The 15,875-nt window shown below is 47.9% G+C and carries 16 protein-coding genes; 1 reads left to right on the top strand and 15 read right to left on the bottom strand.

Annotation, left to right across the window (positions count from 1 at the left end; all coding sequences use genetic code 11):
- Positions 1–3: 3 nt before the first annotated feature.
- The 12 genes from recO to rpsU all read right to left on the bottom strand — a co-directional run bounded on the left by recO (position 4) and on the right by rpsU (position 9,015).
- On the bottom strand, positions 4–753 hold the full coding sequence (gene recO / locus D3D03_RS00870; RefSeq protein ID WP_026833631.1) for a DNA repair protein RecO: 750 nt from the start codon (positions 751–753) through the stop codon (positions 4–6).
- A 3-nt stretch (positions 754–756) separates the two neighbouring features.
- Entirely contained in the window at positions 757–1,665 is a 909-nt protein-coding gene (gene era, locus D3D03_RS00865; protein ID WP_026833632.1) for a GTPase Era, read from the bottom strand.
- On the bottom strand, positions 1,658–2,056 hold the full coding sequence (locus D3D03_RS00860; protein ID WP_026833633.1) for a cytidine deaminase: 399 nt from the start codon (positions 2,054–2,056) through the stop codon (positions 1,658–1,660). Before D3D03_RS00860 ends, era begins: the two co-directional genes overlap by 8 nt.
- A 49-nt stretch (positions 2,057–2,105) precedes the next feature.
- Entirely contained in the window at positions 2,106–2,456 is a 351-nt protein-coding gene (locus D3D03_RS00855; RefSeq protein ID WP_119922476.1) for a diacylglycerol kinase, read from the bottom strand.
- Complete coding sequence (gene ybeY / locus D3D03_RS00850) at positions 2,453–2,929, bottom strand: rRNA maturation RNase YbeY (RefSeq protein ID WP_026833635.1); 477 nt, start codon at positions 2,927–2,929, stop codon at positions 2,453–2,455. The genes D3D03_RS00855 and ybeY overlap by 4 nt, the downstream gene beginning before the upstream one ends.
- Positions 2,926–4,983: an HD family phosphohydrolase gene (locus D3D03_RS00845; RefSeq protein ID WP_026833636.1), complete on the bottom strand. Its 2,058-nt coding sequence runs from the start codon at positions 4,981–4,983 to the stop codon at positions 2,926–2,928. The genes ybeY and D3D03_RS00845 overlap by 4 nt, the downstream gene beginning before the upstream one ends.
- A gap of 41 nt (positions 4,984–5,024) precedes the next feature.
- On the bottom strand, positions 5,025–5,987 hold the full coding sequence (locus D3D03_RS00840; protein WP_051524030.1) for a PhoH family protein: 963 nt from the start codon (positions 5,985–5,987) through the stop codon (positions 5,025–5,027).
- 226 nt (positions 5,988–6,213) lie between these two features.
- Positions 6,214–6,681 carry a hypothetical protein gene (locus D3D03_RS00835; RefSeq protein WP_026833638.1) on the bottom strand — a complete coding sequence of 156 codons (468 nt, stop codon included), beginning with the start codon at positions 6,679–6,681 and terminating at the stop codon, positions 6,214–6,216.
- Between the two features lie 13 nt (positions 6,682–6,694).
- Positions 6,695–7,678, bottom strand: coding sequence for a flotillin-like protein FloA (gene floA / locus D3D03_RS00830; RefSeq protein WP_026833639.1), 984 nt, complete (start codon positions 7,676–7,678; stop codon positions 6,695–6,697).
- Positions 7,675–8,184, bottom strand: a complete 510-nt coding sequence (locus tag D3D03_RS00825; protein ID WP_035387659.1) for an NfeD family protein — start codon at positions 8,182–8,184, stop codon at positions 7,675–7,677. Before D3D03_RS00825 ends, floA begins: the two co-directional genes overlap by 4 nt.
- A 189-nt stretch (positions 8,185–8,373) precedes the next feature.
- Positions 8,374–8,820 (bottom strand): GatB/YqeY domain-containing protein, encoded by a 447-nt coding sequence (locus D3D03_RS00820; RefSeq protein ID WP_026833641.1) that lies wholly within the window; start codon positions 8,818–8,820, stop codon positions 8,374–8,376.
- 21 nt (positions 8,821–8,841) lie between these two features.
- The gene (rpsU, locus tag D3D03_RS00815) at positions 8,842–9,015 is read right to left on the bottom strand and encodes a 30S ribosomal protein S21 (RefSeq protein WP_012369719.1); all 174 of its coding nucleotides are present in this window, start codon (positions 9,013–9,015) and stop codon (positions 8,842–8,844) included.
- A gap of 310 nt (positions 9,016–9,325) precedes the next feature.
- Between rpsU and D3D03_RS00810 the strand changes: the two genes are divergently transcribed.
- Positions 9,326–10,579: a dicarboxylate/amino acid:cation symporter gene (locus D3D03_RS00810; protein ID WP_026833642.1), complete on the top strand. Its 1,254-nt coding sequence runs from the start codon at positions 9,326–9,328 to the stop codon at positions 10,577–10,579.
- 70 nt (positions 10,580–10,649) lie between these two features.
- Here the strand turns inward: D3D03_RS00810 and pulA are convergent, their stop codons facing one another.
- From pulA to D3D03_RS00795, 3 genes are all read right to left on the bottom strand, one after another.
- Positions 10,650–13,562: a type I pullulanase gene (pulA, locus tag D3D03_RS00805; protein WP_119922475.1), complete on the bottom strand. Its 2,913-nt coding sequence runs from the start codon at positions 13,560–13,562 to the stop codon at positions 10,650–10,652.
- 180 nt (positions 13,563–13,742) lie between these two features.
- Complete coding sequence (locus D3D03_RS00800) at positions 13,743–14,666, bottom strand: LCP family protein (RefSeq protein ID WP_119922474.1); 924 nt, start codon at positions 14,664–14,666, stop codon at positions 13,743–13,745.
- 12 nt (positions 14,667–14,678) lie between these two features.
- The gene (locus D3D03_RS00795) at positions 14,679–15,869 is read right to left on the bottom strand and encodes a DHHW family protein (protein ID WP_119922473.1); all 1,191 of its coding nucleotides are present in this window, start codon (positions 15,867–15,869) and stop codon (positions 14,679–14,681) included.
- Positions 15,870–15,875 lie beyond the last annotated feature (6 nt).

Below are 15,875 nucleotides of genomic sequence, written 5' to 3'. Positions count from 1 at the left end.
CTGTCAATCGTCTCCAAGATTGAGTAATTGATCAAGAACCCGTTTCGAACGAAGGCGGAGTCCGCTGTACCGCTCCATATAAGCATCCATGATTTGCCGCAACAATCGTTTTGTCTCCGGCTTCACTTCCACCTTGCCGATTCGGGAAAAATCATAAACAGAAAAGACGTATAACATCTTAGCCACCGCTTCTGTTACATACACCGCATGCTCATCTTCGTGCCGGTGACGTTTACACAACAATCCGCCGTGGCTCAATGAGAAAGCAAACGGTGCCTCGGCACTGCCGCAAATCGTACAGCCGTTTAAGTGCGGGGCGATCCCCAGATGCCGTAATAACCGTAACTCGATGATGAAAGAAACGACGTCCGGATCAAGTCCTTCATCCATCGCCTCGAGACCATCAACGAACAAGTCATACAGTGCCGGTTGCGGCACCCGCTCATCAAGCGCCTTATCGGCAAGTTCCAACACATACATGGCGTACGCCATCAGGAAAACATCTTGGCGAATGTTCGAATAACCGGTGATGACGTCTGCTGATTTCAGTTGACCGAGACCACGTGAGCGCGGATAGACGTAGACCGCTCGAATAAACGGCTGACTCGCTGCATTAAACCGGCTTCCTGGTTTTTTCGCACCACGGGCCATGACGGCGAGCTTGCCATATTCACGTGTCAACAGCGTAATGATCTTATTTGATTCACCATACACGACCGTTCGTAGTACAAGCCCTTCCGCCTTATCAATCATCGTTTAATACTCGTCGTCGCGGAACCCGAGTTCGCGCAATTGACCGGCTTTGTTGCGCCAGTCTTTCTGCACCTTCACCCAAAGGTTCAAGTAGACTTTTGTACCAAGCAACATCTCGATGTCCGTCCGGGCTTCTGAACCGATTTCTTTCAGCAACGCCCCGCGTTTTCCGATGATGATCCCTTTTTGTGAATCGCGCTCAATCATGATCGTCGCATGGATATCGACCATGTTGCCGTCTTCGCGTGTCTTGATTTGATCAATCGCCACAGCAATCGAGTGCGGGACTTCGTCACGCGTCTTTTGCAGGACTTTTTCCCGAATCATTTCCGAGATGATGAACCGTTCCGGGTGATCGGTAATTTGATCGGCCGGATAGTACATCGGTCCTTCCGGAAGAATCTTGGCGATTTCTTGCAGAAGAGGTTCCACGTTATTTCCTTGCAATGCCGAAATTGGAACGACCGCAGCAAAGTTCAGTTCATTCTGATACGATTCGATGATGGGCGGAATGTCATTCGGGTGAATCAAATCCACCTTGTTCATGACGAGGATGATCGGTGTATCGAGTTCTTTCAGCTTCTCGATGATGAACTCGTCACCTTTTCCTTTTGGTTCCGTCACATTGATCATAAAGAGGATCGCATCAACTTCCCGTAAGGCATTGGTTGCGACCTTCATCATGAAATCGCCCAGTTTATGTTTTGGTTTGTGAATCCCCGGCGTATCAATGAAAATCGTTTGCAGGTCTTCCGTCGTATAAACCCCTTGAATCTTATTCCGCGTCGTTTGCGGCTTATCCGACATGATGGCAATTTTCTGCCCGATGACGCGGTTGAGGAATGTCGATTTCCCGACGTTCGGACGACCGATGATCGAGACGAATCCCGATTTAAATCCTTCTTTAAACATGAAGATCTCCCTTCGTGAATGCACCTGGTAAGAGGGCACCAACCGTTGTTTCCGTGACGTCTCCCGTAAGGTTCGTCAAGTAAACCGGCATGTCGGCTTCACACATTTCAAATAAAACTTGGCGGCACTGGCCACATGGTGCGACCGGACCTTCCGTATCGGCTACGACCGCAATCGCTGCGTACTCACGTGCATCTTGCGCCCACGCAGAGAAGATTGCTGTCCGCTCGGCACAGTTACAAAGACCATATGCTGCATTTTCGATGTTACATCCGTGGAAGACTTGTCCGTCTTTCGTCAGTAAGGCAGCTCCGACTTGGAACTTGGAATAAGGTACATACGCTTTTTCGCGTGCAAGTTTAGCTTGTTCGAGTAATTGTTCTGTTTTCATGTCATTTTTCCCCTTTTAGCAACTTTGTTGGCCAAAAAAGGCCGGATTCTTATTGTACCAAATATGGGACGAAGATGCATAGTGCAATCGCAATTGATGTAAGCGCCAACACCAGAACTGCTCCGCTGGCAATGTCTTTTGCCGCTTTTGCGAGCGGATGCCACTCTTCTGTCACAAGATCCACCGTCCGCTCAAAAGCCGTATTAAACATCTCCGCACTCAGCACGACACCGATCGTCAAACATAGGATCGCCCGCTCGACTGCCGTCAGCGGCATATAAAAAGCCACCAGTAACACGACCATTCCAACGACAACATGCACCTTCATATGCCGTTCTTCTCTTAAGGCTTGACGGATCCCGTTCATCGCATGGACAAACGGTAACCACCACGTCTTCACAACTTTCCTCGATACAGCTCGAAGTGGTGTAAGATTTCCTCCTGCCGCTTCGTCATGATCTCTTCGTCCGCTTTTTCGATATGGTCATACCCGAGAAGGTGGAGAAAACCATGCACCGCTAAAAATCCAAGTTCCCGTTCAAAATGGTTGCCGTATTCAGCCGCTTGTTCCCGGCACCGTTCGACCGAAATGATTAAATCACCGAGGACGACGGGCTCATCTTCGAGCAACTGAAAGTCGATTTCATCTTCTCCCAGTTCATCCATCGCAAACGAGATCACGTCCGTCGCCTGGTCTTTCCCGCGCCATTCCCGGTTGATCTGCTGGATTTCATCATTGGTCACGAAAGTAACGGACAGTTCACTGTTACTTTCAATATCCTCTTCCTTCGCCGTATACACTAAAATCGATTCGACCAATTTTAATTGGTCCTCGTTTAACAACGTACCTTCATCTGTCATATAGATATTCATGTCGATTCCTCTTTCTTTAATTCAGGATATTCAATGCGTTCGTGGAATAACCCCGATAACGTATGGCAAGCACTGTCACCAACACGGTAAATGTCACGTGTCGTCATGTCACATTCGGAAAATTGATCATCGAGCAGTTTTTCTCGAATGATTTTTTTTACTAATTCCCGAATGCCTTCCTCCGTCGGTGATTTCATCGAACGGACTGCCGCTTCAATCGAATCGACGATCATGATGACGGCCGCCTCGCGTGATTGTGGTTTTGGACCACTGTAACGGAAATCCGCTTCGTTTACTTCGCCTTGTTCAGTTGCCTTGACATAAAAGTACCGCAATAACGATGTCCCGTGGTGTTCCCGGCAAATATCGACGATCACACCCGGTATTTTGGCTTCTTCCAACAAGTCGACCCCATCATCTGTATGGGCCAGAATGACACGTGCCGACTCTTCCGGTTTGAGACGATCATGCGGATTCAGCCCATGTTGATTTTCAATGAAATAGAGTGGGCGCCGGGTTTTGCCCAAATCATGATAATACGCACCGACACGGGCCAACAATCCATCCGCACCGATGGCTTCACATGCCGTCTCGGCAAGGTTTGCGACCATCATACTGTGGTGATAGGTGCCAGGTGCCTCGACCAACAATTTTTTTAGAAGCGGATGCGTCGGATTCAATAATTCCAGTAAACGCGTCGGCGCCAAGATGCCGAATGTCATTTCGAGGAACGGCAACAGCCCAATCGCAAAAATTGCACTCAAGACGCCGCTCGCAATCGCAAATCCAATTAGGTACGAGGTTTCCTTCAGTTCAAGTTGTCCGGTCCGCATCAAAACAAATGCCAGAAATACAGCGATATTAGCCGCTGCAATTGTCAGACTGCTGATGAAGATACGGCGTCGGGATAAGCTCGACCGTAAAAAGTACGTCGCGACGAGTCCCCCCACCAACAAGTAAATCGCGATATTAAAGCTGAAATTCTGATTCGTGCTGTAGAAAAAGGTCCCCGCTAAGGCCATGAACAGCGTGCTCGATAACGCAATCCGCTCATTCAGCAAGTTGCGTAACACGAGTGCCGAGAAGGCCGTCGGGGTGAGTAAGTACAAGGCAGGATTGATATCCTCCGCTAAGAACGCCATCCCGTACGTAACAATAAGTTGAAGTATGACGACGAGGTAGACGAGGCTAAATAACTTCACCTTCCCCATTTTTGCGTATCGGAGATTTGAACGATCGATGAAGCCGTACAACAATAACGTCATCAAACCGCTTAAGATCAATGTCCCGAGCAACGGTTTAAAAGACTGCCGGTCTGAGATCAGCCCGACAAGTTGCAGTTGCCGGTAGGCATCCTGAGAAATGACTTCCCCCCGTTTGACGATGACCTCCCCTTCCGAAATCAAGACCGGTTCGACTTTATCATTTGTCTGCTTACGGAGCTGTTCCGTTTTCTCCGGATCATACACATAGTTCGTCACGATCAATTGATCCGTCAATGTTTTTCCGACGGCTTTCAACGAAAAGGACAATGGTGACCGCTCAATGTCGAGCCGTGCATTTTCACGCGCTTCCGCCACTTCACCGCCGTCGGAAGAAATACGTTGCCGCATCGCTTCTTCAATCGCCGTGATGACGACGTCACGTGCTGTATTCCTTACTGATGTCGACGAGGTCGCAAGAAGACGCAGTTCATCATCTTTCAGCAAATCAGCGGCTTCGGTCCCCCGGAGACGCTGTTTGATTTTACCGACGTCTTCGGCTTCCGTGATCCCTTTCAGGCTCGCAAAAAGCTGTTCGACTTTATCGATTTGTTGTGTTGCGTATTCCTGCTTGATCGTATATTGGCTGTCGATGGCTGCCACTGTATTTTCCTTCAGCAACCTTGTCGCTTCGCGATCTTCGATAGTCAACGGAGATCGTATGTCTTCTTCCGCAATGGAAAAAGGTTCCGCCGACAATGCTTCCGGTCGGACACTTACGTACATCATCGCCGAGATGATGACGTAAAAGCCGAGCGTCAGCAGACTGATCCATATGCCTGCTTTACGCATCCGTCCGTCTCCTTTCCACTCTGTGATTCATCTGTCACGGTTCAGTCGAGTTCTTGACTGTACGCATCAATGATTTTTCGGACAAGTGGATGTCGGACGACATCAGCCGAGCTGAAGTGTTCAAAATGAATTCCCCGGACGTTCCCGAGCAGATTCAAGGCTTCCTGCAACCCGGATGCTTTCCCCCGCGGTAAATCGACCTGGGTCAGGTCACCGGTGACAATCATTTTGGAATGGAATCCAAGACGCGTCAAAAACATTTTCATTTGTTCCCGTGTCGTATTTTGCGCTTCGTCCAAAATGACGAAAGCGTGCTCGAGTGTCCGACCCCGCATGTAAGCAAGCGGTGCGATTTCAATCACACCACGTTCCAACAAACGCGCAGTATGTTCCACGCCCAGTACATCGTGCAACGCATCGTAAAGAGGACGCAGGTATGGATCTACCTTCTCTTTTAAGTCTCCCGGCAAGAATCCGAGATTTTCCCCGGCTTCGACAGCAGGTCGCGTGAGGACCAGTCGTTTGACATGCCCTTCTTTTAAGGCACGTGCTGCCATGACGACCGCAAGATACGTTTTCCCTGTTCCGGCCGGTCCGATTCCAAACGTCAAATCACATTTTTCAATTCCCCGGACATAACGTGCTTGTCCCAACGTTTTCGCCCGGAGCGGTTTCCCTTTATGATTCGTGTGAATGACCGTGTCATACAACTCCAGCAATTCATCAACACGATCTTGTCGCGCCAACTGAATCGCACTGGTCGCGTCCCGTTCCGTCAAGACTGCACCACGATCCACAAGCTGTTTTAAGACGCCGACCACTTGTTTTGCCAAAACAACAGCACGTTCTTCTTCTGCCTGTGCCAGCAACTCATCTCCCCGATGCGTCAGTTGCACGTCCAGTTCCGCTTCCATCGTTTTTAGTACGGCATCGTTCGGTCCTACGAATGCTTGAATCTGTTCTGAATTCGAAAATGCAAATGGGATTCTTTCATTAAATATCACGTTATGATTGGCCTCCTAATGATGGATAACAGTACGTCATCTCTACAAATCTGTTCTAGTCCACTTTAGCATTTCCGAATAATACTTGGAAGGAAAAACCCATCCTCAAGGCTCGGTTTCCTTGTTTTAACTCTTTTCATTTTCGACCCTTGCTAAGCCTGTGATTTTTCCATCGTGCCTTCACAAAAAAGATCAGCTCTCTACTTACACGAGAGCTGACCTGTTTTTAACGATGCGGGGACTTAGATGTCCGTTTTGAGACAGGTGGTCCAAGGACTTCGCTCCAGATGATTGCCTGGCGGATTTCCTCTTGCGTTGTCTGCATCCCTTTTTTCTCGTCCCGTCTTTTTCCAATCTCATCACTTGAAATACTTCCCGTGATCTTACCCAGATTCGACCGTGCTTGTTTCTGAGCTTTCACACGATCGCGTTCATCCAAGCGTTGTTGTAATTCGGTCCGTTGGTGCTTGACCGGTTGTGTCTGTTTTTGTTGTTTCCGCTTGATCGGAGGTGGAACCTCTCGATTTTCCGGAAGCTTCGTTTCCACTTGATCGACCATTTTCTTGACATAGTCGCCAAATTCTTTAGAGGGAACACGTGTTGAAGTACTGGTCTTCTTTTGATCGGCTGCTTTTGAGATAACCGAGATGACACCAAAGGCAATCATCAAACCGACCCAAATTAAGCTTTCCATCCTAGATCACCCTTTATTGTGAGTCGTTCGGCGAAGACTGCCCACCAATGGCTTGACGCATTTTTGTATCCGCCGTCACGTTCAAGTAGTTGGCATAATCCATTACGCTGAAGTTTCCGTCACGCAATGCTTCTGCAATTGCCAGTGGAACTTCGGCTTCTGCCGCAACAACTTTGGCACGCATTTCTTCGACACGTGATTTCATTTCTTGTTCGCTCGCAATCGCCATTGCCCGACGTTCTTCGGCTTTGGCTTGGGCGATGTTTTTGTCGGCTTCCGCTTGGTCCGTTTGAAGAACTGCACCAATGTTTTTACCGATATCGATATCCGCGATATCAATCGAGAGAATTTCAAAGGCTGTTCCTGAATCGAGACCTTTCGCAAGGACTGTCCGCGAAATCATTTCCGGGTTTTCAAGCACTTCTTTTTGATCTTGACATGAACCGATTGTCGAGATGACACCTTCACCGACACGCGCGATGACGGTTTCTTCACCGGCACCACCGACGAGACGATCGATGTTGGCACGTACTGTAATCCGCGCTTTTGCTTTTACTTCAATCCCGTTCATCGCGACACCTGCGATGAATGGTGTTTCGATGACTTTCGGGTTAACAGACATCTGAACGGCTTCAAGCACGTTTCGACCTGCCAAATCAATGGCTGCCGCCCGTTCGAAACTGAGCTCGATGTTGGCACGATGCGCAGCAATCAATGCGTTGACGACACGGTCAACGTTACCACCGGCAAGAAAATGACTTTCCAGTTGGTTCGTATTGAGGTTGATCCCGGCTTTGACGGCCTTGATCAATGGATTAACGATTTTTGATGGTGTGACGCGACGGAGTCGCATCCCGACGAGCGTGAAGATCGAGACCCGGACGCCGGCTGCGAGCGAGCTGATCCAGAGTGGAATTGGAACAAGTGTAAAGAAGATCGCGAGGAAAATAAGTATTCCTCCTGATATGAGTAGAACGGTCAATAATTCAGGTGTCATGTGAGTGACTCCTCCTTCGTTTTTTGGACTCGGACGATGACTCGTCCGTGTGTGACGTCTTGAACGACGACTTGTTCTCCAGAACTGATGAAGCTACCTTCCGTGACCGCATCGACTCGATTCCCGTCGATTTCAATCGTTCCTGCAGGACGAAGTGGTGTCAAACTGAGCCCCACTTTCCCACGTAGTTGTTCTTTGTCTTGATGAGACAAGTATCCTTTTTCAGACGATGTGGAGTCTGTTAAGATCAACCCTCTCCACAGTAATGACTGATTCGATTTGATCCGACGATACGCCCAGAACCCGGCAGCAAGCGACAAAAAGACTGCCAATCCTACTGCAAGACCCACTTGACCAACCGTTGCTCCTGCCATGATTAAGCTGGCAAGGACAGCACCGATTCCAAGCACGCCGAATATACCGAATCCAGTCACGAATATCTCGACCAGTAACATGATGACACCGATCATGAAGACCGCTAAAATCATCCCTAAGCTAAAAGACATTACTCCGTTCACCCCTTTTTCATCAGAATCAGACGACAAACAAATTTCCTCTTTCTGAACATGGCTCATTGTTACTATTATTATATACGCTTTCATCTCAGAAAAGGTTTCATAACTTTTTCCAAGTTCCGAATTTTCCGAATTTATTGAACAAAAAAAGGCATCCCGAAGGACACCTTTCAAAACGGGTTAATTCAGTTGTTGTTTCACAAGCCGATTAATCAAGGCACCGTCCGCCTTACCCTTGAGTTGCGGCATGACGATCCCCATTACTTTCCCCATATCAGAAGGAGCCGAGGCACCCGTCTTCGCAATTGCTGCATCAACGATTTCCTGGACTTCTTCTTCCGAAAGTTGTTTTGGCATATAAGCTTCGAGCACGATTATCTCTGCTTGAATCTTCTCGACGAGGTCGTGACGATCAGCGCGTTCGAATTCTCGGAGGGAGTCGTTGCGCTGTTTCATCTCACGTGAGAGTATAGTTAGCTCTTCCTCATCAGTTAATTCTTGCTTACCGAGTTTAATCGCTTCATTTTGCAGGGACGACTTCACCATCCGAATCGTCGTAAGACGATCTTTCTCACGCGAACGCATGGCTTCCTTCATATCCGCTGTCAAACGCTCTTGAAGACTCATGAGGATACACCCTCTCTTACGTTAGAACTTCTTACGCTTACGCGCAGCCTCCGATTTAAGCTTACGTTTTACACTTGGCTTTTCGTAGTGTTTACGTTTACGAACTTCAGCAAGCGTACCATCTTTTGAAACACCACGTTTGAAGCGGCGAAGTGCGTCTTCAAGTGATTCATTTTTACGTACACGAGTTTCCACTAGTTTTCCCTCCCTCCGATATTACCGACTAAAGGAAACGTGTCAGACACGTCATACAACATTATAGTAGGAATATACAATTTGGTCAATAGTTGATTGACCGGTTTTGGATCATTCCCGAGATGTTCCTTTTTGTTCTTTTCTATCCTCTCATGTCACCTCATTATTTACAACAGATTCATGGTTTTTCGATGAAAAAAATCGAAATAATTTGTAAGCGTTTTCTTAAAATTTTTAAAATGTTTTGTCAAAACGGTGAATGATGTGTCAAAATAGACACAGTTATCTGAAAAAGGAGTTGTTCTCATTTATGAAAGAAGCCAAACGAATTATTTGGGGATTGATCCTCGGGGTCATTCTCGGAATCATTCTCGCAACGTTACCAGACAAATCAATCTACGAAGGATTGAATAAGTATGCACTTCAACCGATCGGTACGATTTTCTTGAACTTGATTAAGATGCTCGTCGTCCCGATCGTCTTCTTCTCGATTACGCTTGGTGTCATGGGACTCGGGAATCCAAAGGAACTCGGCCGGGTCGGCGGAAAAGCCATCGGTTACTTCATGACGACGACGGCTGTTGCCATCGTCATCGCACTTGGTTTGTCGTTACTGATCAAACCCGGTACATTCGGCAACTTTGCAACCGACAACTTGGAATATGACCAAGGAAACTTACCGGATACCAGCTTGATCAATACGATTGTCGGAATGTTCCCGACGAATCCGATCACGTCGATGGCCGAAGGCAACATGTTGCAAATCATCGTCTTTAGCGTCTTTATCGGTTTCGGAATCACATTCCTCGGCAGTAAAGTATCGACTTTACGGTCATTCGTCGAACAAGGAAATGACTTGATGACGTATTTGATTGGTCTCGTCATGAAGATGGCACCACTCGGCGCATTCGCTTTGATTGCCTCTGCCGTCGGTTCACAAGGATTTGATTCCTTAAAAGCAATGGCTCTCTACATGGGTGTCGTCATCCTGGCATTGATTGTCCATTCCCTGTTGACGTACGGTTCGACCGTCTCATTGCTCGGAAAGATGAATCCGTTTTTCTTCTTCAAGAAGTTTGCTCCCGTCATGTTGTTTGCCTTCTCGACTTCGTCGTCGAACGCGACGTTACCGGTCGCTATGCAAACCGCACAACGTGAGTTAAAAGTTCCACGCTCCGTGTCAAGTTTCGTCCAACCGCTTGGTGCGACGATCAATATGGATGGGACAGCGATCATGCAAGGGGTCGCGACCGTCTTTATCGCTCAGGTATATGGAATTGATTTATCGCCTGCTCAACTCGCAACCGTTGTCTTGACTGCCGTTCTCGCATCTGTCGGAACAGCCGGCGTACCGGGTGTCGGTCTCGTCATGCTGACGATGGTTCTTCAGTCAGTCAACCTGCCTGTTGAAGGGATCGCCTTGATCATCGGTGTCGACCGTCTGCTCGATATGATGCGGACAGCCGTCAACATCACGGGTGACGCTGCTTGTGCCGTCATCGTCGCGAAATCGGAAGAAGGTAATCTGAACGAAGAAGAGGAAGAAGACGAGCGTTACGCTTAATTTTTCCTTGGCCATAAAAAACGTATCGCCTCTGTGAATCATTCACAGAGGCGATACGTTTTTTACTTGTTTATTTTTTTAACACGTAAGAACTGAGTGGGTCGACCGTAAGGCTGCCCGACACTTTTTTAAGTGTTTTCGTTCCCGCTGTTTTACCGTCGACGATCACGTTCCACGTCCCTTTTGGCAACGTCATCTTGACGGCTTGACGTTTCGCATTATGGACGACATACAGATCGGTTTTTTGTTGTGGAGCTTCATCTGCCAATTGATAAGCAACGACTTGTTCCGGTGCATCCTTAAACGTCAGGTAGCGGCGGATGTCTTTTGCTGAACCGAGATGCAGAGCCGGATTCGCTTTTCGGACTTGAATCAGTCCTTTCATGTAATCCACATCGGCTTGACGGTCCATTTTTAATTTCCAATCCAGTTGATTGACGGAATCCGGTGACTTGTACGAATTGTGGTCGCCACCTTTTGTCCGCATGAAATCTTGACCGGCATGGATGAAGGTTGTTCCTTGTGACGTCAGCAGAATGCTTGACGCCAAGCGGTGCATCTTTGTTTTTGTTGCATCGGTATCTTGCGGATTCGTTAAGTTTAACTTGTCCCATAATGTGTGGTTATCATGGGCTTCGACATACGTGATGGCTTGATCGGGTTCTGCTGTGAAACCGGTGATTTCTTTGTTATAGGCAATCTCACCGACAACCCCACGCTTGATGCGTGTTTCAAGACCTGCCTTACCGTTGACGAAACCGGCTTCCGTATCTTCAAAAACACTTCCTTTGAGCGCATCCCGCAAGTTGTCGTTAAAGTGTGCGATGCCCGGCATCTGCTTGGCATTCGTCTGATTGGCTTTTTCGGCTTCCGGAAGTGGTGTTCCAAGACTCCACCCTTCTCCGAAGACGAGGATCGACGGATCGATTTTAGTTGTCGTCCGTTTGACGGCATTCATCGTCTTGACGTCATGAATCCCCATTAAATCAAAACGGAATCCGTCCCAACGGTATTCTTTTGCCCAGTAGTCAACCGAATCGACGATCAGTTTATGCATCATCTTGCGTTCGGAAGCCGTATCGTTTCCGACACCTGTGCCGTTCGCCAGATCGCCGCCTTCTGTGTAGCGGTAGTAATAGCCTGGGACGATTTTATCCAAGTTCGAAGCTTTCGCATCAAACATATGGTTGTAGACGACGTCCATGACGGCACGTAATCCGTTGTCATGTAATCCTTGAATCATTTGTTTCATCTCTTTGATCCGGACTTTTGGATCATAGGCATTGGTTGCGTAAGAACCTTCAGGCGCATTGTAGTTTTTCGGATCATAGCCCCAGTTGTATGTTTTAAGGGGATTCGTCTCATCGACGGACGCCGTATTGAAGTCATACACCGGAATGAATTGGACGTGAGTAATTCCCAATTCTTTTAAGTGATCGAGTCCGGTTTTCGTTTTAGTTTTTTTGCCGTCCTTCAACAGACGTGTTCCCGGCTCGATGACACCGAGATACTTTCCTTTTTGCTTGATGCCTGAATCGTATGTCGTACCTGTCACATCAAACATCGACAAGTCACGGACATGCGTTTCGTAGATGATGGCATCCGTTGCCTCTTTTAACGGCATTTTTGTTTTGGTCCAACGTTTTGGATCCGTTTCATTTAAATCGACGACGACGCCTTGATCCCCGTTGACGGCAACTGCCGTCGCATATGGGTCAACCGCTCGTGTCGTTTCTTTGGCATGCTTGACTTCATACGTGTAGCCTGTTCCGTCAAGGTCTCCCTTGACCGTGACGCTAAAGACACCACGGTCGCCGCGGACCATTTTCACTTCACGCACGATATCTTTAGTTGTTGCTGCTTGTTTTTTCGGTAACTTGTACAGTTCGAGTTCCACTGCTTGAGCTGTCGGTGCCCAGACCCGGAACGTCGTTTTGCCTTTTTGATAGACTGTACCGAGTTTGCCATCGTACGCATACTTTTGATCAAAGGCATCGGAACGAAGGACTTTCCCCGCTTCTAAAATCCCTTCGCCAAAGACCGGATGTGACACGGTGACGACATTTGCCAGATCGATGTCAGAGGTGACCGTGACTTCAAGCGTCTTCGCATCAACTTGTTTTACGACCGGCTTGACCAGTCCTTTAAACGTTAACGCTTTTACATCTTCCGCCGTAATCGGCGAGTTGGTTTTCAGCGTCATGGTTTTAAAATCATCGGCCAGGAAACTTGTGAATTTGGGTGTCCGGTCGATGTCCGGTTTACCGTAGTAAATGGTTTGATCGCCTTCAATCAACCAAATATCCTTTGCTCCGGCGTAATAAAAACGATCCGCTCCGTCTTTTTCAGACCATCCTTCGATGTGCGGAATGATTCCGACAAGACGCTCCTTTGTTATGTTCGTCAACGTGACGTTGGCAACAGCACCAAACTCATCTTGACCATTAAATTCAAATCGTTTTCCATCCTGGGCGTTTGGCCATGCCCATACCCCGTACTTGTCGTAGTCATTATCGTAACGGTAGTAATGAATGTTCGTATTGACATCCTCGACGTCGCTGCCACCTGTTGGATTGACAGGTGATACTTCTTTACTGCCTGATTCGATCCAGACTTCTGCGACCCCGTCCTTGATCATATCTTTTGTGATGAAACGGTCGTTTTCCGAACCGGGATCTTTGTTCCATGAATCATCGCGGACGATGAAACCGATTTTTTCCGGTTGATCCACTGGAAATTCATAAGCTGCGATTTTCCCGTAAGCATCTTCGCCGTTAAAGGCGTGTGCCTTGTTCGGGAAATAATCCGGTCCGTTCGCCCATAACCAGAGATTCCAATCTTTTTCTGACGTTTTATCTTCTTTGTAGTGAATGATGACGAGTGTCGATTTGCCTTTTTCCAGTGCCAAGCTGTTTACTGGAAACAAACTAAACATCAGTGCAAACGTTAGCACAACTGCACAGACTGATTTCAATCGATTCATGCCGTATCCTCCTTGGATTTATGTAATCGTTTTCATTTCCATTCTCCATTCGTTCTGCTTGTCTGTCAAAGCTTATTTTAGTCTGCTAAAGAAAATAAGACTTTTGGACCAACAAGCGAATCGAAAAAAAGGACTGTGAAAAAGGAACCCCCTTTTACACAGTCCTTGCTCACGATTGGATTAACTTTTCGTCAGTTTGTCGATTGCCTGTTTGGCTTCTTGCATCGATTGATCCGAGGCGAAAAAGTACCAGATGCCGTCACTCGCAATGTATCCCTCACCGTCCAGTTTGAGCGGTTTCAGACGTTCAAACCCGGTTTGATTTTCTTGCGCCAGTTGTGCCGCTTCTGAAAACGTGATATTCGTGCTGAAGTTGTTTTTCAGAACCCGGCTGATTTCTTCCAAGTTCGTTAAAATATCAGGACCGGCTAGTTTCATCCCGACCGCTTCCAAGACCTGCCGTTGACGGATTTGTCGTCCCATGTCACCGAGCGGGTCTTGTTTCCGCATGCGGGCATATCCGCTCGCTTCGAGCCCGTCAAGTTTGATTTTCCCTTCCGCATAGTCTTTTTGCAGACGACGGTCGTTCCAACTGAAAGCAGATGGATTATCAACCGTCACCCCACCGACCGCGTCAACGAGTTCAATCAATCCATCCATATTGATTTTGGCATAGTACGGGACTTTGGTCTCAAACGTCCGCTCGACCGTCTCAATCGTCTCTTCAACCCCACCGTAAGCATACGTATGATTGATTTTTGTTTTCTCACCATTTGCAATTGTCACCTGCATATCACGCGGAATCGAAAGAGAGGTCGCTTGTTTCGTTTTCGGATTAAACGACAACAACATGATCGCATCCGCTCGCCCCGGATCATTTTTTCGTTCGTCGACTCCAATCAATAAGACGTTGACCGGTTGCATCACCTCAAGCGGGAGCTTTTTTGCTCCTTTTAATGGTGTGATGAATGAATCTGCTGTTTGTTGGAACTTCAAGAATGCAAATCCGGTTGTGGCACTGACGGTTAAGACAAACAACAACAAAACGGCACTGGCAATCCGCCAACCGATGCGCGGTTGTTTTTTCCGTAAACGTGATCTCATGCGGCACCTCCTTTACAATTTCTGCTGATACGTCTTCATCAACCCGTTGATGTTCGCATTGTGTAAGAAGACGACAGCATCCACGTTTTTTTGCTTCGCAAATTCAGATGCGTCAAAATCTTTGTTGACGTATCGCACATCGACGACCTCAAGATTGGCACTCTTAGCAAGAAACGGCAGGACCGGATTGGCAAACGAGTCTTTGAGGACAAGCAGCTTCGGTCCTTTCGTCTGCGACGTCATTGATAAGATACCGTGATTGCCGCGCATGAACACTTCGTAGCGATCGGCATAGTCGCCCTCTTCCTTGATGAATTGCTCATCAATCAGCGGCTGACCACATTTCTTGTCGTAGCAGACGTCGATGCCCTTAAATTGGTCGGCATCGTAGTATTCAATTTTGTCTCCTGTGCTCGCATACGCAAGCGTCGTCTTGCGGGCGAGTGAACCAAAGTAAGGATGTTCCGATGCCCGCTTTGATTCCGGATCGACTTCCACTTTTTTTAACGTCGGTTCTGTTTTCGCGACTGTACGGATAATCTCACCATAGGCTTGATAGGCGCCGTCTACATTCCAGTGATGATCCGTCTTAAAGTAATCGGACAACTGTAAGGCATCGAGAGGAATCGAGGTAATGCCCGCTTGCTTGAAGCCGGCTTGCATCGTCTGATACCGTTGTTCCGCGTTCGAAGCCACGTAATCCGGAATGATTCCATCCCGTTCCGCGACGACGGTTTTCGACGGTGCGAGGGCAAAGTAGACCGGACGGTTGACCTCTTGCGTGAACTGTCGGAAAGCGTCCGGGACGATTGGTTGCGCCGCTTGACTCGGCTCAATCAAGTAACCGTCTTCTGCCGTATAAATGCCGTTACGGAACGGTTGCCGCAGGACATTTTTTGATAATCGGGCCTGCATTTCAACAAAGGTTCCACGCAACACTAATTGATCGGTGAAATAACTTTCCATTTTCACCATATCGTCACCCGAAATCACGCCTTGGACGGTCGGTTTGACAGACTGTGCAAGGGTTCGATTTTCCAGTTGGGAACTGACGCGGTCTTCCCGAAGGACCGTCCCCGCGCCAATCGCCATCAAGATGACGAAAAAACTGATCGTCGTCAGCCACATCATCTTCCGTTCAAAGGATGAGGACGGTTGACCGTCCGCTTTCGGCTTTAATTTGCGTTCGATTGGTTGTGCCATGTCGTC

The sequence above is a fragment of the Exiguobacterium sp. RIT452 genome, from assembly GCF_003598705.1.
GTDB classification, from domain to species: domain Bacteria; phylum Bacillota; class Bacilli; order Exiguobacteriales; family Exiguobacteriaceae; genus Exiguobacterium_A; species Exiguobacterium_A undae.
This window is presented reverse-complemented; position numbering and strand designations above follow the sequence as displayed.